Origin of the sequence: Pseudomonas sp. CCNWLW23 (assembly GCF_037095675.1) — a bacterium.
GTDB classification, from domain to species: Bacteria; Pseudomonadota; Gammaproteobacteria; order Pseudomonadales; family Pseudomonadaceae; genus Aquipseudomonas; species Aquipseudomonas atacamensis.
Genome location: NZ_JBAWKM010000010.1, coordinates 114,907 through 131,980, shown reverse-complemented (window position 1 = coordinate 131,980; position 17,074 = coordinate 114,907). Strand labels below are relative to the sequence as shown.

At 61.5% G+C, this 17,074-nt stretch carries 17 protein-coding genes; 6 read left to right on the top strand and 11 right to left on the bottom strand.

Annotated elements, in window-relative coordinates; all coding sequences use genetic code 11:
- Positions 1-632 (top strand): DUF2300 domain-containing protein (locus V8J63_RS14915; RefSeq protein ID WP_336464246.1); only part of this gene is annotated, 632 nt, incomplete at its 5' end.
- Between the two features lie 3 nt (positions 633-635).
- Positions 636-1,448 (top strand): YfaP family protein, encoded by an 813-nt coding sequence (locus V8J63_RS14910; protein ID WP_336464245.1) that lies wholly within the window; start codon positions 636-638, stop codon positions 1,446-1,448.
- Positions 1,449-1,454: 6 nt separating this feature from the next.
- Here V8J63_RS14910 and V8J63_RS14905 read toward each other — a convergent pair whose 3' ends face one another.
- The 10 genes from V8J63_RS14905 to exaC all read right to left on the bottom strand — a co-directional run bounded on the left by V8J63_RS14905 (position 1,455) and on the right by exaC (position 11,619).
- The gene (locus tag V8J63_RS14905) at positions 1,455-1,889 is read right to left on the bottom strand and encodes a hypothetical protein (protein ID WP_225914394.1); all 435 of its coding nucleotides are present in this window, start codon (positions 1,887-1,889) and stop codon (positions 1,455-1,457) included.
- Between the two features lie 407 nt (positions 1,890-2,296).
- Positions 2,297-3,043 (bottom strand): S24 family peptidase, encoded by a 747-nt coding sequence (locus tag V8J63_RS14900; RefSeq protein ID WP_073475694.1) that lies wholly within the window; start codon positions 3,041-3,043, stop codon positions 2,297-2,299.
- A gap of 320 nt (positions 3,044-3,363) precedes the next feature.
- Positions 3,364-3,891 (bottom strand): inorganic diphosphatase, encoded by a 528-nt coding sequence (ppa, locus tag V8J63_RS14895; protein WP_003205933.1) that lies wholly within the window; start codon positions 3,889-3,891, stop codon positions 3,364-3,366.
- A gap of 112 nt (positions 3,892-4,003) precedes the next feature.
- On the bottom strand, positions 4,004-4,816 hold the full coding sequence (locus tag V8J63_RS14890) for a zinc-dependent peptidase (protein ID WP_016773000.1): 813 nt from the start codon (positions 4,814-4,816) through the stop codon (positions 4,004-4,006).
- 4 nt (positions 4,817-4,820) lie between these two features.
- A complete protein-coding gene (locus tag V8J63_RS14885; protein WP_016773001.1) occupies positions 4,821-5,471 on the bottom strand; it encodes a DedA family protein in 651 nt (216 codons plus the stop codon).
- A gap of 228 nt (positions 5,472-5,699) precedes the next feature.
- Positions 5,700-6,161: a GNAT family N-acetyltransferase gene (locus V8J63_RS14880; RefSeq protein ID WP_016773002.1), complete on the bottom strand. Its 462-nt coding sequence runs from the start codon at positions 6,159-6,161 to the stop codon at positions 5,700-5,702.
- Positions 6,162-6,276: 115 nt separating this feature from the next.
- Positions 6,277-7,101 (bottom strand): ethanolamine ammonia-lyase subunit EutC, encoded by an 825-nt coding sequence (gene eutC / locus V8J63_RS14875; protein WP_110602924.1) that lies wholly within the window; start codon positions 7,099-7,101, stop codon positions 6,277-6,279.
- Between the two features lie 5 nt (positions 7,102-7,106).
- Positions 7,107-8,501 (bottom strand): ethanolamine ammonia-lyase subunit EutB, encoded by a 1,395-nt coding sequence (locus V8J63_RS14870; protein WP_336464244.1) that lies wholly within the window; start codon positions 8,499-8,501, stop codon positions 7,107-7,109.
- Between the two features lie 52 nt (positions 8,502-8,553).
- A complete protein-coding gene (gene eat / locus V8J63_RS14865) occupies positions 8,554-10,005 on the bottom strand; it encodes an ethanolamine permease (protein ID WP_024014466.1) in 1,452 nt (483 codons plus the stop codon).
- Positions 10,006-10,098: 93 nt separating this feature from the next.
- Positions 10,099-11,619, bottom strand: a complete 1,521-nt coding sequence (gene exaC, locus V8J63_RS14860) for an acetaldehyde dehydrogenase ExaC (protein WP_024014465.1) — start codon at positions 11,617-11,619, stop codon at positions 10,099-10,101.
- Between the two features lie 302 nt (positions 11,620-11,921).
- Between exaC and V8J63_RS14855 the strand changes: the two genes are divergently transcribed.
- From V8J63_RS14855 to V8J63_RS14840, 4 genes are all read left to right on the top strand, one after another.
- A complete protein-coding gene (locus V8J63_RS14855; protein WP_336464243.1) occupies positions 11,922-13,820 on the top strand; it encodes a sigma-54-dependent Fis family transcriptional regulator in 1,899 nt (632 codons plus the stop codon).
- 198 nt (positions 13,821-14,018) lie between these two features.
- On the top strand, positions 14,019-15,368 hold the full coding sequence (mpl, locus tag V8J63_RS14850) for a UDP-N-acetylmuramate:L-alanyl-gamma-D-glutamyl-meso-diaminopimelate ligase (RefSeq protein ID WP_016773007.1): 1,350 nt from the start codon (positions 14,019-14,021) through the stop codon (positions 15,366-15,368).
- Positions 15,365-16,012 (top strand): flavin prenyltransferase UbiX, encoded by a 648-nt coding sequence (gene ubiX, locus V8J63_RS14845; protein WP_016773008.1) that lies wholly within the window; start codon positions 15,365-15,367, stop codon positions 16,010-16,012. The genes mpl and ubiX overlap by 4 nt, the downstream gene beginning before the upstream one ends.
- Complete coding sequence (locus tag V8J63_RS14840; protein WP_336464242.1) at positions 16,005-16,289, top strand: YceK/YidQ family lipoprotein; 285 nt, start codon at positions 16,005-16,007, stop codon at positions 16,287-16,289. Before ubiX ends, V8J63_RS14840 begins: the two co-directional genes overlap by 8 nt.
- A 131-nt stretch (positions 16,290-16,420) precedes the next feature.
- Here V8J63_RS14840 and V8J63_RS14835 read toward each other — a convergent pair whose 3' ends face one another.
- The gene (locus V8J63_RS14835; RefSeq protein WP_016773010.1) at positions 16,421-17,062 is read right to left on the bottom strand and encodes an oxidoreductase; all 642 of its coding nucleotides are present in this window, start codon (positions 17,060-17,062) and stop codon (positions 16,421-16,423) included.
- Positions 17,063-17,074 lie beyond the last annotated feature (12 nt).

Genomic DNA, 17,074 nt, shown 5'->3' with positions numbered 1-17,074 from the left:
CCGAAGCCGCTAAGGCGCTGGCCGTAGCGATCCGCACTTATCTGCTGCAAAACGCCACGCGCAACGGCGACTGCCTGAGCATCGACGACAGCAGCAATCGCCAGCGCGTCGCCCCGCGTCCAGCCTCGGCCGAGTCACGCAACATCGCGGCGTGGACGGCGGACCTGGTACTGGCCGGCAGCACCGTCACCTATCACTCCGACCAGCCCGGCCCGGACAAACTCGCCTGGCAGCAAGCCGTCGAGCAAGCGAACGCCGGCCAACGTTTCGACGCGATTCTGCTGCACGCCTATCCACGCGCCAGCCTCAGCCGTTGGGACAACCCGGTCGCTTCCTGCGAAGCATTGCCCGCCGCGCAAGACTGGCTGCAAAAGCAGCGACGCGGCTGGCGTCCGAGGCTTGAAAGCGAAACCGGCTACAACGAAGTCAGCACTTTCGCCGTATGCAAACTCGCCTTCGGCCGACCCTTCGTCGACCGCGAACGCCAGCGCATTTACGTGCGCGGCGTACTGACCCTGCAGGATCGCCTCGATCTGACCCACGAATATCTGCACCTGGCCTTCGAAGCACACCCCAACGGCCAGGATGAAACCTACATCGAAGGGCTCGCCCGTCACCTTTTGCTGGAATAGACCATGACACTCCGTTATCCACAGGTCTTGCTGCTGCTCTGTGCCCTCAACGTACTGCCGCAAGCGTTCGCCGCCGATGGCGTCAAACTCGACACCCCGGTGGGCGGCTGGCGCAGCGGCGCTCCGCAAGGCGAGGGCGAGAGCTTTCGCCAGACCGTCAACTACCCGGCCTCGTCGGTCAACACACCGCTTGGCCAGGCCAATACCGCCAGAATCAGCGGCCAGATCAAAGCCGTGCCGAAGAACAACGAACCCGGCCGCCTGATCGTCAACGGCGTCAGCATGCCGCTGAAAATCGACCCCGCCGGCGGCTTCGATCGCCCGTTCTCCTTCCCCAACGGCAGCAACAGCGTCGAAGTGCGCAGCGCCGACGGCCAGCAACGCCACCGCACCCAATTCCTCAACGCCCGTGGCGGCGCCACCCCGGCCAAACTGCGCGTCCTGCTGGCCTGGGACAGTGACGGCACCGACCTCGACCTGCATCTCGTCACCCCCGACGGCGCCCACATCTGGTACGGCAACCGCGTCGCACCCAACGGCGCCGCCCTCGACGTCGACGTCACCACTGGCTACGGCCCGGAAATCGCCGCCATGCCCGCGCCGATCAAAGGGCAGTATCTGGTCTATGTGAATTATTACGGCGGCGGATATCGCGGAGATGACGAAGGTGGGGATGAAGCGGTGCAGGCGCTGACCACGGCGCAGGTGACGGTCATCACAGAAGAAGGCACGCCGAGCGAGAAGATGGAGACGTTTGTAGTGCCGATGCGGACGGCGGGGGAGCTGACGTTGGTGAAGTCGTTCAGTTATCCGTGAATCCGGCTAATCAGGAAAAACGCCGCAAAGCGCGTTGCCCTGATAACCATGCACAATCGGGCCCAGCATCATGAACGGCCCGCAGGCGTAGAACGGCGACGGCACCGTTTGTTTTGAATAGAGCAAAACAATTTCATTGCCGGACTCGTCACTGCCAAAGGACTGCTCGGAATACGACGTACACACGGGCAATTTCAGCGGAACAGGAATGATCAACGCCCAAACCGTGATGCCACACCATTCACGGGTAGGCGCTGATTGCGCGGTTCGGGTAATCGCTGGCGTGAGCGAACGAGCACTTAGAGCTTTGTACTCGTCAGTTCTGAGTGTGGTTTTCTCAGGCAAAGCCACGATGGCACCGACGCAGCCTGAGAGATAAAAACTCATCGCAGCGATCAGGATGACCGGTCCAAGCAGTGTGAAACGAGGGGCGAATCGCACGTTTTAACTTCCTTGTGAAGCGTTTCGGAACAGTGGTGCCCAGCTTGTTCGATTCCTTCCAAGCGAGAGGCGTAGCCTTTTTGCAGGCATTAAAAAGCCGGCTTGTGGCCGGCTTCTCGGGGACTGGCTTGGTTTATTTTTGGTAAACCGCGCCAGCCTTCAAAACGTACATCCGGATCTGCGTCCGGCTGTGGGACTTGGTCAGACGTTGGTCTGCCGCGTCGGGCGTCATCCGAGCCGCTGGGCGGGTCGATGCGCGAATGTGGGGCGCAGGATACTGAGTTTTGCTCTGGATTCCCAGCCTCGAGTGCGGTTTAGAGCGACTGAAGCGCTACAAACTCGGGATTTGTACCGGTTGTCAGGGCCTATTCGCGGGCAAGCCCGCTACCACAGGTTCGAATGAACTGTCATAGAAACGGCACCACCGGCCGGCGCTTGCCCAGTGTCGACCACCAGAACACCCAGCCAAGAATGTGAATCCGCTGCTCTTCGATCTGCGCCGGCCGGAAGACCTCGTCGGGGTATTCGGCGCTGTTGTGGCTGCGCATGCGCAAGCCGTTGCCGGGCATGCGGTGCAGGTATTTGATGCGCAGCATGCCGTCGTGCTCTACGGCGTAGATTTCGCCGTCGACGACCTGGGTCAGACCGCGGTCGATGGCGACGATGGAGCCGTCTTCGATGCGATCGGCCATGCTGTTGCCGATCATGTGCGCGCAGATGGCGTTGGCGTGCTGGATGTCGAGTTGATCGAGGTGGGCGCGGGGCAGGCGCAGGGATTGGTCGGGGTCGAGGATGACGTGGGTTTTGCCGTCGCCGTTGGCGATCGGGGTTTCCTTGAAAAATGCCAAGTCAATGTCGCTGGGGTTGATGACGGTGTAGACGCCGCAGATGGACTGGGCATCGAATGTGTCGCCGTTGCTGGCGGGTGGGTGCAGGCGCGCGACCTCCTTGACGCCTTCCCCGGTTTTCAGCCATTCACTATTGACCGACAACAGGCGTGAGACTTCTTCCATGCGATACGCCGGGACGCCCCGGGTGTACCAGTTATGAACGTTTTGGGCTTCCGTGCCCCAGAACCTTGCGAAATCCGTGGTGCTGATGTTCGCTGCTTCCAGGAGTGCCTTGAATCGTGGACCGCTAGTGTTCTTTCTCATAAACACGGAGTCTACGGCCGGACTATAGCGGTTTGAATAAACCGGGCGTTCAAAAAAAGCCTGTATTTTGCGACGGGATGTAAGACGTACTTGTGGGAAATTAAACAGATTAAAACTGCATGTAGGAATTTAAACGATTTGTTTAGTCGGGCTTTTTCAAGAGCCCCTCACCCCAACCCTCTCCCGGAGGGAGAGGGGGCCGACCAAGGTGTATTTCGAGTTACATCGACCTGAACAACCGAGTCGATTATGCAGACGCCAATAACAAAAAACCCCGGAAATCCGGGGTTTTTTTCAAGCGTCACGCAAAGCGCAATTGCTTAGCCCTTGTAGGCGGCAACCGACTTGGTGATCGCTTCGCGGGCGGCGTCTGCGCCGGCCCAGCCTTCGATCTTGACCCACTTGCCCTTCTCGAGATCCTTGTAGTTCGCGAAGAAGTGCTCGATCTGCTGGATCAGCAGGGGTGGCAGGTCGGTGTATTCCTTCACATCGACGTACAGCTGCGACAGTTTGTCGTGTGGCACGGCGATGACTTTGGCATCGCCGCCGCCGTCGTCGGTCATGTTCAGGATGCCGACCGGACGGGCGCGGATTACCGAGCCTGGCGCTACCGGGTAAGGGGTCACGACCAGCACGTCGAGGGGATCACCGTCGTCAGCCAGGGTGTTCGGGATGTAACCGTAGTTGGCCGGGTAGAACATTGGGGTGGCCATGAAACGGTCAACGAACAGGCAATCGCTGTCTTTGTCGATTTCGTATTTGATCGGCGCGTGGTTGGCCGGGATCTCGATCGCGACGTAGATGTCGTTCGGCAGGTCTTTGCCAGCCGGAATCTTGCTGTAGCTCATTGGGCGTTGCCCCCGTAGTTGACCAAAAACACTTGGCCGGATTGACCAAAAAGTGGCGGCGATTATAGGCACATTCCTACGTCGACGCCACGTACCAGAAGTCGTGCAGAGCTTAGTCGTGCGCCTGATAGACCGGGTCTGTGGCCTGAAGTTGCCGCAGTCTGCCCAACGGATCCTGCCGGTAGAAAAGCTGCAGTTGCAAGTAGACCTGTGGATAAGCCTCGTGGAGCAGATCCGGGGCGCTGAAGAAGTATTCGCTGGTGACGGCGAAGAACTCGGCCGGGTTCTCGGCGGCGTAGGGATCGATGGCGGTTTCGGCGTCGGGATCGTGGTCGAGCTGGCGGTTGAGGTCGTCGTAGGCGGCCTGCATCACTTCAGCCCAGTCGCTGACGCGCATGTCGGTGTGCAGTGGCGGCAGGCCGTTGGCGTCGCCGTTGAGCATATCGAGCTTGTGCGCCAGTTCGTGGATCACCAGGTTGTAGCCTTCCCAGCCACCGCTGGCCTGTACGCCGGGCCAGGCGAGAATCACCGGCCCCTGTTGCCAGGCTTCGCCGCTGTGTTCGCCGTCCCACTCATGCTCGACGCCGCTGGCATCGCGATGACGTTGCGGGCTGAGAAAGTCATCCGGGTACAGCACGATCTCGTGGAAACCCTGGTACCAGTTCAGATCACCGAGATGCAGCAGCGGCAACTGTGCTTGCGCGGCGAGCAGCAGGCGTTGTTCCTGATGCAGTTCGACACCGGGCAGGGCGGTCAGGTGTTTGTCGTCGAGAAACAGCACGCAGGCCTCGCGCAACCACTGGTCTTCAGCAGCGCTGATGCCATCGAGGAAGGAGAGTTGATGGCGCACCCGTTGCCACAGGTCGTCGGCAATCGGGTGCCTGGCCAGGAGGCGCCGGCGTCGCCAGGCGCTCAGTGACCACATCGGTTCAGTGCGATTGCACTTTGGTGCCGCCGAACCGGCTGCGCACCACGCCGATGATCATCGGCACCAGCGACAGCAGGATGATTGCCACCACCAGTAACGAGAGGTTTTTCTTGATGAACGGCACGTTGCCGAAGAAGTAACCCAGAGTGACCAGACCGCCGACCCAGAGAATGGTGCCGAGCACGCTGAAGCCGAAGAAACGCGGGTACGGCATCCGCGCCACGCCCGCGACGAACGGCGCGAAGGTGCGGATGATCGGCAGGAAACGCGCCATGGTCACGGTCTTGCCGCCGTGCTTGTCGTAGAAGTCGTGGGTTTTTTGCAGGTAGTCGCGACGGAAGATTTTCGAGTTCGGGTTGCTGAACAGCTTCTCCCCGGCCGTGCGTCCGATCACGTAGTTGGTACTGTCGCCCATGATCGCCGCCAGCATCAGCAGGCCGCCGAGCAGCACCGGATCCATGCCACCGCCGGCCGCCACTGCGCCAGCGATGAACAGCAGCGAGTCACCCGGCAGGAACGGCATCACCACCAGACCGGTTTCACAGAAGATCACCAGAAACAGGATGGCGTAGATCCATGGCCCATAGTTGTTCACCAGCAAATCGAGATACACATCGAGATGCAGGATAAGGTCGAGCGGGTTGAAATCCATGGGGGCACCTGTATGACGGCCCGACTCGGCAGGCCTGTGCGGATGACTTCGTGTAAGCCTACAGCGGGGTGTAGTTTTTCTTACAAGCCGGAAAGATCGGGATTATACGGTCTGACCGCTGAAAAGCGCGCCGGTTTTGTAGCGGGGAGTGTCGCGAAGTGAGCAATTGTCAGGGAAGGGGCGGCCGTGGCGAGGGAGCGAACTCCCTCATCACCGAAGCCGTTGGAGTCAGAGCTCGTCGCTGATTGGCAGTACGTAGTTCTTGAACTCGGTGTCTTCCTTGAAGCCGATTGATTCGTAGGTTTTCTGCGCCACTTCGTTGTTTGCGCTGGTCGATACGCGCATGCGCACGGCCTGGGTTTCCTTGGCCATTTTCTTCGCAGTGCGGATCAGGTTGTCGGCGACCAGTTGCCGGCGCGCATCTTCGGCAACGTAGATATCGTTGAGAATCCACACGCGTTTGAGCGACAGCGACGAAAAGCTCGGATAGAGCTGGCAGAAGCCCATGAGTTTCTTGTCGTCATCGTCGGCCAGGGCCAGATAGATCACCGACTCTTTGCGGCGCAGGCGTTTTTCGAGGAACGCGCGGGAGGAATCCGGGTAAGGCAGGGAGCCGTAGAACTCGCGATATTTGACGAACAAAGGAGTCAGCAAATCCAGATGTTCGAGGGTCGCTTGAATAATCCGCATGATAGGTCTCGTCTTCAAGTGGCTGTCTTCAACTGCTCTGACGGCGATGGGAAACCCGGGCGGCCGTGCGTCGATCCTGCCTGAAAGCAGCGCAGAAAGGCAATGCGGAAACGGTTCAGGCTGGCGGTGGATCGAGCAGGAAGTTGCCTTTCATGTCGACAGCGTCGTCCGCCTCCAATGTGTGCAGCTGAGCTTCATCCTTCAGGTTGACCCCCGACAGCTGGCGCCGACACGCCTCGCGCATCAGATACAGCAAGCGATGCGCCGCCATGCCGTAGCTCAAACCTTCAAGCCGAACATTGGAAATGCAATTGCGATAGGCGTCGGTGAGGCCGACCTTCGGCGCGTAGGTGAAATACAGCCCGAGGCTGTCCGGTGAACTCAGGCCCGGGCGCTCGCCGATCAGCATCACCACCATTTTCGCCCCGAGCAGTTGGCCGATCTCGTCACCGATGGCGACGCGACCCTGCTCGACCAGCACCACCGGCGCCACGGACCAGCCGTCGCCGCTCATCTGTTCTTCCAGGCGTGTCACGAACGGCAGGGTGTGGCGATGCACCGCCAGTGCCGACAGGCCATCAGCGACGACCATCACCAGATCGACCCCGCCCGGATGTTGGCTGGCGTAGTCGCGCAAGGTCTGCGCCGATTCATCGCTGAGCTTGCGCCCCAGGTCCGGGCGTTGCAGATAGGTGTGTCGGTCCGGCGCGGCGCTTTGCAGTGCCAGGGTTTCCCGCCCGCGCTCGCTCAGTTGTGCGCTGATTTCGCTGTGATCGAAGGCCAGGTGCACGGCATCGCGGGCCTGGGCGTGGGCAAACTGAAAATCCAGCTGCGCCCGCGTCGGCAGACTGGTGCCGGTGCGGCCCAGGGCAATGCGTGCCGGGGTCAGGCGGCGCAGTTCCAGCCATGGGTTTTGCGGATCGACCGGAGGTTTTTCCATAAGACTCATCCCAAGTGCGCCAAGGCCTGGCGGAAGGCCGGCGGCAGATTGTTGCCGAAGCGAACCTTGCCGTCCGCCTGGGTGAAGATGCCCATGTTGGCCAGCCATTGCTCGAACTCCGGCGCCGGTTTCAGGCCCAGGGTCTGGCGGGCGTACAAAGCGTCGTGAAACGAAGTGGTCTGGTAATTGAGCATGATGTCGTCGGAGCCGGGGATGCCCATGATGAAGTTGATCCCGGCGACGCCGAGCAACGTCAGCAGGGTGTCCATGTCGTCCTGATCGGCTTCGGCGTGGTTGGTGTAGCAGATGTCGCAGCCCATCGGCACACCGAGCAGCTTGCCGCAGAAGTGATCTTCAAGGCCGGCGCGGATGATCTGCTTGCCGTTGTACAGGTACTCCGGGCCGATAAATCCTACGACGGTGTTCACCAGGAACGGCTTGAAATGTCGCGCCACGGCGTAGGCCCTTGTCTCGCAGGTCTGTTGATCGACGCCGTGGTGGGCGTTGGCCGACAGCGCGCTGCCCTGACCGGTTTCGAAATACATCATGTTCTGCCCGAGTGTGCCGCGCTTGAGACTGAGCCCGGCGTCGTAGCCTTCCTGCAAGACATTCAGATTGATACCGAAACTGGCATTGGCAGCCTCAGTGCCGGCAATCGACTGGAACACCAGATCCAGCGGCACGCCACGGTTGATCGCCTCGATCGAGGTGGTGACGTGGGTCAGCACGCAGGCTTGGGTCGGGATGTCGTAGCGCTGGATGATCGCGTCGAGCATCTCCAGCATCGCGCAGATCGAAGCGATGCTGTCGGTGGCCGGGTTGACCCCGATCATCGCATCGCCGTTGCCGTAGAGCAGGCCGTCGAGAATGCTCGCGGCGATGCCGGACGGCTCGTCGGTCGGGTGGTTGGGTTGCAGGCGGGTCGACAGGCGCCCGCGTAAACCGAGGGTGCCGCGAAATTGGGTGACCACGCGGATTTTCTGCGCGACCAGCACCAGATCCTGCACGCGCATGATCTTCGACACGGCGGCGACCATTTCCGGGGTCAAACCGGCGGCGAGGGCGCGCAGGCTGGTTTCGTCCGCCGCATCACTGAGCAGCCAGTCGCGAAAGCCGCCAACGGTGAGGTGGCTGACCACGGCGAAGGCTTGCTTGTCGTGGGTGTCGATGATCAGCCGAGTGACTTCATCGGCTTCGTAGGGAATCAGCGCTTCTTGCAGGAAGTGGGCGAGCGGGATGTCCGCCAGGGCCATTTGCGCGGCCACCCGTTCGCCGTCGTTGAGCGCGGCGATCTCGGCGAGAAAATCCCCCGAGCGGGCGGGGCTGGCCTTGGCCATGACGTCTTTGAGGCTGTCGAAGCGGTAAGTCTGCGCGCCGACCGTGTGAGCAAAACTGGCCATTCAGCGTTCTCCGTGACGGCGCAGAATGCGTCTGCGCCGTGGTTTTCGACAATCAGTGCAAGGCTTGTTCAGCTTTTTGAATCGCCGCGAATTCTTCTTCCGGCGTGCCTGCTACCAAGTGATGCCGACTGTAGAAAGCAAAGTAAGCAATTAACACTCCATAGATGATCGCTGCGCCGATCACCACCCGTGGATCGACGAGGAAGCCCGCCACCACGGCGATGCACGCCAATACCAGCGCCACACCCGAGGTGAAAATGCCACCCGGCGTGCGGTACGGCCGGTCCATTTTGGGGCGCCGGATACGCAGGGTGATGTGCGCGGCCATCATCAACACGTAGGAAATGGTTGCGCCGAATACCGCGACCAGAATCAGCAAGTCGCCCTGACCGGTCAGCGACAGACCAAAGCCGATGATGCCGGGAATCACCAGGGCCAGCACCGGCGCCTTGCTTTTGTTGGTCTGCGACAGTTTGCGCGGCAGATAACCGGCCCGCGACAGCGCGAAGATCTGCCGCGAGTAGGCGTAGATGATCGAGAAGAAACTGGCGATCAGCCCCGCCAGGCCGACGAGATTGACGAAGCTGCCCATCCACGTCGAGCCACCGTAGGCCTTGCTCAGTGCTTCGACCAGCGGGTTACCCGACGTCAGCAGCGAATTCGCACCAGCGCCGCCGGGGCCGACGATCAGAATCAGCAGGGCGAACATCAGCAGCACCAGCATTGCCCCGATCAGGCCACGCGGCAGATCGCGCTTGGGGTTTTTGGTTTCTTCTGCGGCCAATGGCACGCCTTCAACGGCAAGGAAAAACCAGATCGCATAGGGAATCGCCGCCCACACGCCGACGTAGCCGAACGGCAGAAACGGACTGGCGCCGACCGCAGTGGTCACCGGGATGTCGAGCAGATTGGCGACGTCGAAGTGCGGCACCATCGCCACCAGAAACACACCCAGCGCCAGCGCGGCGACGGCGGTAATGATGAACATCAGCTTGAGCGCTTCGCCGACCCCGAAAATATGGATGGCGATGAAGATGATGTAGAACGCCAGGTAGATCATCCAGCCGCCAATACCGAACAGCGACTCGCAGTAGGCGCCGATGAACACCGCGATGGCAGCGGGGGCGATGGCGTACTCGATGAGGATCGCGGTGCCGGTGAGAAACCCGCCCCACGGTCCGAAAGCACTGCGGGCGAAACCGTAGCCGCCGCCGGCGGTGGGAATCATCGACGACAGTTCGGCCAGGGAAAAGCACATGCACAGGTACATGGTCGCCATCAGCAGCGTGGCGAGAAACATGCCGCCCCAGCCACCTTGGGCGAGGCCGAAATTCCAGCCGGCGTAGTCGCCGGAAATCACATAAGCGACGCCGAGGCCCACCAGCAGGACCCAGCCGGCGGCGCCTTTTTTCAGTTCGCGTTGTTGGAAATAATCGGTGCCGACTTTTTCGAAGTCGACGGAGGAGCCGGTCGCCGGAGCGCCGGCCGGGGATTCGCTTGGCATAGGGTTCACCATTTTTATTGTTTTATTGGCCCGGCTACAGCCAGGAACCTGATCGTTCCCACGCTCTGCGTGGGAACGATCAGCATCGCAGGATCAGAAGAATCCCAACGGATTGATGTCGTAGCTCACCAGCAGGTTCTTGGTCTGCTGATAATGGTCGAGCATCATTTTGTGGGTTTCACGCCCGACGCCGGACTTCTTGTAACCGCCGAATGCGGCATGCGCCGGATACAGGTGGTAGCAGTTGGTCCACACGCGACCGGCCTTGATCGCCCGGCCCATGCGGTAGGCGCGGTTGATGTCGCGGGTCCACAGGCCGGCGCCGAGGCCGAACTCGGTGTCGTTGGCAATCGCCAAGGCTTCGGCTTCGTCCTTGAAGGTGGTGATGCTCACCACCGGGCCGAAGATTTCTTCCTGGAACACGCGCATCTTGTTGGTGCCCTTGAGCAGGGTCGGCTGGATGTAATAACCGGTGGCCAGGCTGCCCTCGAGTTTTTCCACCTTGCCGCCGGTCAGCAGTTCCGCGCCTTCGCCCTTGGCGATTTCCAGGTACGAGAGGATCTTGTCGAATTGCTGTTCCGATGCCTGGGCGCCGACCATGGTGTCGGTGTCCAGCGGGTCGCCACGTTTGATCTGGCTGACTTTCTTCATCACGGCCTGCATGAATTCGTCGTAGATCGATTCCTGCACCAGTGCGCGGGAAGGGCAGGTGCACACTTCGCCCTGGTTGAAGAATGCCAGCACCAGACCTTCAGCGGCTTTCTCGATGAAGCTCGGCTCCGCCTGCATGATGTCTTCGAAGAAGATGTTCGGCGACTTGCCGCCCAGTTCCACGGTGGATGGGATGATGTTTTCCGCCGCGCATTTCATGATGTGCGAGCCGACCGGGGTCGAGCCGGTGAAGGCAATTTTGGCGATGCGCTTGCTGGTCGCCAGCGCCTCGCCAGCTTCTTTGCCGAAGCCTTGCACGACGTTGAGCACGCCCGGCGGCAGCAGGTCGCCGATCAGCTCCATCAGCACGCAAATGCCCAGCGGGGTTTGCTCGGCAGGCTTGAGCACCACGCAGTTACCGGCGGCCAGCGCTGGCGCGAGTTTCCACGCAGCCATCAGCAGCGGGAAGTTCCACGGAATGATCTGGCCGACCACGCCCAACGGTTCGTGAATGTGGTAAGCCACGGTATTGCCGTCGATTTCCGCAGCGCTGCCTTCCTGAGCGCGCAGGCAACCGGCGAAATAACGGAAATGGTCAGCTGCCAGGGGGATGTCGGCGTTGAGGGTTTCGCGGATGGCTTTGCCGTTGTCCCAGGTTTCGGTGATCGCCAGCAGTTCGAGGTTTTCTTCGATGCGGTCGGCAATTTTCAGCAGGATCAGTGAGCGCGCCTGCACCGAAGTGGCGCCCCACGCATCGGCGGCGGCGTGGGCAGCGTCCAGCGCCTTGTCGATGTCTTCGGCGGTGGAGCGGGGGAATTCGGCAATTGGCTGGCCATTGACTGGCGAGGTATTGGTGAAGTACTGACCTTTGACCGGCGCGACGAACTCGCCCCCGATGTAGTTGCCGTACTTACTCTTGAACGAGACTTTGGCGCCGTCAGTACCGGGGTGGGCGTAACGCATGATGATGTTCTCCTTGGCTTTGTACTTATTAGAGAAACGCGCAAGTGCGCTTGCTATAAGCGTAGAGCAAGGCTCGGGCCACTGCCGTGCGGGTCAGGCAAATCAAGGGCTTGGCCGGTTTGTCTCGGACGAATGGAGTGGCGCCGTGACGGTTTCGGTACAGCTCGGGTGACAATTTGTACCGCTTGCGACACAGCCCGTGACCGGGCGGTCTTGCCAGCATTGCAATGCCGGAGCCGCTGGAGGATGCTGGGCGTCACCTCATGCTTTGGGCCATCGCGCCCCGGGGAGAACAATAAGAAATGCACGACAACCATTTGAGTCGCCATGCCCGCCAGGTTCTCACCGTCACCCAGGGCAAACCGCACCTGCACGGCCCCGGCGCCGATCCATCGATCGCCCGTTCGTGGCTGCGTTGCCTTGAGGACTATCACCTCGATCCTTCTGTGACCATGGCGCCGACCGTGCTCGAGCATGGCCGAGTGCTGGAAAGTCGCGAACGTCTGCAACAGGTGCTGCAAATCGCCGGCACCGAGATGAGCAGCCTGCATCAGCAACTCTCCGGCGCCGGCCATGCGGTGCTGCTGACTGACGCGCGCGGTGTGATCCTCAATTGCGTCACCGCGCCGGCCGAACGGAAGATTTTCGAGCGTGCCGGGCTCTGGCTCGGTGCTGACTGGAGCGAAGCCTGCGAAGGCACCAACGGCATCGGCACCTGCCTGATCGAGCGTCAGGCGCTGACCATTCACCAGGACGAGCATTTTCGCGGCCGCCACACCGGGCTGACCTGTTCGGCGAGCCCGGTGTTCGATCCCCATGGTGAATTGCTGGCGGTACTCGATGTGTCTTCGGCGCGGCCGGACGTCTCGCGGCAGAGCCAGTTCCACACCATGGCGCTGGTCAACCTGTCGGCGAAGATGATCGAGAGCTGCTACTTCCTGCGCTGTTTCGATAATCAATGGTTGCTGCGTTTTCATCTGCAGGCCGAGTCCGTCGGCCTGTTCAGTGAAGGGCTGCTGGCGTTTGACGGCGAAGGGCGGATCAGTGCGGTCAACCAGAGCGCGTTGAACCTGCTCGGGCATATTCGCGGTGGTTTGCTCGGTAAACCGGTGGAAGCGTTTTTCGATTGTTCGCTGGATGACCTGCTTGGTCGCGCGAGTGCCAACGCCAGCGCCAGTTGGCCGCTGCGCACCCGTGATGGACGGCATCTGTTTGCCGTGTTGCGCGGCGAATCGCGCAAGCCGACAGCCATTGTTCCAGCGCCAATCGCTACTCCAGCGCCACGCCTGTCCGGCATCTGCCTCGGCGATGAAGCGTTGCAGGCGGAATTTCGCAAAGCCCTGCGCGTGTTCGAGCGCGACGTGCCGCTGTTGATCAACGGCGAAACCGGCTCGGGCAAAGAGGCGTTCGCCAAGGCTGTGCACCAGGCCAGCCAGCGCTGCGGCAATGCCTTCGTCGCACTCAATTGCGCGGCCATTCCGGAAAGCCTGATCGAGAGCGAACTGTTCGGCTATCGCGGCGGCAGCTTCACCGGCGCACGCAAGGACGGCATGCGCGGCAAGCTGCAACAGGCCGATGGCGGCACTTTGTTCCTCGACGAAATCGGCGACATGCCCTTGGCGTTGCAGACGCGCTTGCTGCGTGTGCTGGAAGATCGGCAAGTGGTGCCGATTGGCGGCGAGCCGCAAGCGGTGGACGTGCGCATCATCAGTGCGACGCACCGCAATTTGCTCGAGCGGGTCGAGGACGGCAGCTTTCGCGAGGATCTGTATTACCGCTTGAACGGGCTGGAAGTGGCGTTGCCGGCGTTGCGCGAGCGCAGTGATAAATCGCAGTTGCTGGATTTTCTCCTGGCCGAGGAGGCTGGAGGCGAAACCATCCTGATCGACGAACCGGCGCGGCAGGCGTTGTTGGCATTCAACTGGCCGGGCAATGTGCGGCAGTTGCGCAATGTCCTGCGTACGCTGGCGGCGTTGTGTGATGGCGGCCGGGTCGGCGTTGAGGATTTGCCGGTGATGATTCGGCAGGCGCGGCCGGTGGTTGTGGCGGCGCAGCCATTGGAAGATGCCGAACGACTGGCCTTGCTCAGTGCGCTGGAGCAGACGCGCTGGCATATGACCCATACCGCTGAACAGCTGGGCGTCAGCCGCAATACGCTGTACAGAAAGCTTCGCAAGCACGGCATCGCCCGCTCTGCCTGACCGACCTGATCGTTCCCACGCTCCGCGTGGTAACGCCTCCCCGGACGCTCCGCGTCCGCTTTGGGACGCAGAACGTCCCGTGCTGCATTCCCATGCAGAGCGTGGGAACGATCAGGTCGAACAGGCCCGCCCCTCAGCTAAAGAGTGCCATTTCCCCCTCCCTACGCTAACCTGCGGCCATGTTTTACGAGGTCGACTATGCACATTCATATTCTGGGTATCTGCGGGACTTTCATGGGCTCGATGGCGGTGTTGGCCAAAGAGCTGGGCCATCACGTCACCGGCTCCGACGCCAACGTCTATCCGCCGATGAGCACGCAGCTCGAGGCCCAGGGCATTCAGCTGACGCAGGGTTATGACCCGGCACAGCTCGATCCGGCGCCGGATCTGGTGGTGATCGGTAATGCCATGTCCCGTGGCAACCCGGCGGTGGAATATGTGCTGAACAAAGGCCTGCCGTACGTCTCGGGGCCGCAGTGGCTGGCCGATCACGTGCTGCAAGGGCGCTGGGTGCTGGCCGTGGCCGGTACCCACGGCAAGACCACCACCAGCAGCATGCTCGCCTGGGTGCTGGAGCATGCCGGCATGAGCCCGGGTTTCCTCATCGGCGGCGTGCCGCAGAATTTCTCGGTGTCGGCGCGCCTGGGCGGCACGCCGTTCTTTGTGATCGAGGCTGACGAATACGACAGCGCCTTCTTCGACAAGCGCTCCAAATTCGTCCACTACCGTCCACGCACAGCCATCCTTAACAACCTTGAATTCGATCACGCCGACATCTTCCCTGATCTGCCGGCCATCGAACGTCAGTTCCACCACTTGGTGCGCACCATTCCGAGCGAAGGTCTGGTCATCCACCCGACCACCGAGCCAGCGTTGCAGCGCGTGATCGAGATGGGTTGCTGGACCCCGGTGCAAACCACCGGCGCCGGCGGTCAGTGGCAGGTCAAACTACTGAGCGAGGACGGCTCGGCGTTCGAAGTAATGTTCGAAGGCGTGTCCCAGGGCACAGTCGAGTGGGAGTTGACCGGTCAACACAACGTTGCCAACGCCTTGGCTGCTCTGGCCGCAGCGCGTCACGTTGGCGTGGTGCCGTCCATGGGCATCGCCGGGTTGAGCGCGTTCAAGAACGTCAAACGGCGTATGGAGAAAGTCGCCGAGGTGCGCGGCATCACCATTTACGACGACTTCGCTCATCACCCGACCGCCATCGCTACCACCCTCGACGGCCTGCGCAAACGCATCGGCGACGCGCCGCTGATTGCGATCATCGAGCCGCGCTCCAATTCGATGAAGCTCGGCGCCCACCGTGACGGTCTGCCGGACAGCGTGGTCGATGCCGATCAGGTGATCTGGTATGCCCCGGCCAACCTCGGTTGGGACCTTGGCGCGACCGCTGCCCTGTGCACCGTGCCGTCAATCGTCAGCGATTCCCTGGAAGGCATCATCGAACGCGTGAAGAGCCAGGCGCAGCCCGGTACTCACGTGGTGATCATGAGCAACGGCGGCTTCGGCGGCCTGCACGGCAAGCTTGCCGAGGCACTGCAATGAACGCTTTTTCCCAGGCCGGCGGCCCCGAACGCATCACCCTGGCGATGACCGGCGCCTCGGGCGCGCAGTACGGTTTGCGCCTGCTCGATTGCCTGGTGCGCGAGGATCGCGAAGTGCACTTCCTGATCTCCAAGGCTGCGCAACTGGTAATGGCCACCGAGACCGACGTGTCCCTGCCGAACAAGCCGCAGATGATGCAGGCCTTTCTGACCGAATACACCGGCGCCGCTGCCGGGCAGATTCGCGTGTATGGCAAGGAAGACTGGATGTCGCCGGTGGCCTCCGGCTCCGGCGCGCCGGCAGCCATGGTGGTGGTGCCGTGTTCGACCGGCACGCTGTCGGCGATTGCCACCGGCGCCTGCAACAACCTGATCGAACGCGCGGCGGACGTCACCCTGAAAGAGCGCCGTCAGTTGATTCTGGTGCCGCGTGAGGCGCCGTACTCGAGCATTCATCTGGAGCACATGCTCAAGCTGTCGAATCTGGGCGTGACGATTCTGCCGGCCTCGCCGGGCTTCTATCACCAGCCGCAGACCATCGATGATCTGATCGACTTCGTTGTGGCGCGGATTCTCAACCTGCTCGGCATCCCGCAGGACATGCTGCCGCGTTGGGGCGAGCATCACCTGAGCAGCGATGAATAAGCTGCTGGTGCTCGTGCTGGCGCTGCAATTGGCTGGATGCGTTACCGTGCGCACGCTGGATGCGGCCAAACCCGGCGCACCGGTGGTGTACGCCGGGACGCGCCTGGATTTGTATGCGTTGAACGGCGGCTGCTGCGCCATGGACCGGTTCGGTGCCGAGGCGCCGAGCTATCCGGGAGTGGACCTGCCTGCCAGCGCGTTGCTCGATACGCTGTTGTTGCCGTTGTCGTTGCTGACGGTGATTGGCGTAGGTTTTCAAGCGACTGGTGGATTGTAGGGGGGCGCACAACCTCTGTGGCGAGGGGATTTATCCCCGCTGGGGTGCGAAGCGCCCCCCCAAAAAATATAAAAGCGACGACTGCTGCGCAGCCGAACGGGGATAAATCCCCTCACCACAAAGTCCCGGAGTTATTTGCCTAACTTCCTCAGTTCATCCGACTCGATCACCCGCACCCCATCCTGTTCTTCCAGCGCCAGGCGCCACATCGCTCGCGCCAACTGGCACGCTTCGATGCCGTGGTATTTGCCCGGAATCAGCTTCGACAACGGCCCGGCCAGTTGCTCGACCAGACGCGGTTCGGTGCGTTCGCCGAGTAACAGCGAAGGTCGGCAAATGGTCAGCTGCGGCCAATTCTGCGCGCGCAGGGCCTGTTCCATTTCACCCTTGACCCGGTTGTAGAACACCGAGGAGTTCGGATCGGCGCCGATTGCGCTGATCACGATCAGGTGCCGTGCGCCCATCTCCCGGGCGCGCTTGGCGAACGCCACGACCATGTCCAGATCCACTGCGCGAAAGGCTTCTTCGGAGCCGGCCTGTTTGATCGTGGTACCGAGGCAGCAGTAGGCGATATCGACCCGGCCACTGAGCTGCGGCAGAAACGCCTGCGGGTCGCCGACCGGGTTTTCCAGATGCGGATGCTCGGCCAGCGGCCGACGTGAAGGGGCGAGGACACGGGTAATGGTTGGCTCGTTGAGCAAACGGTCGAGCAGATGTTCACCGGTCAGTCCGGTGGCTCCGGCAAGCAATACGTGCTGAGGCGTCAAGTACATAGTGTCTCTCCC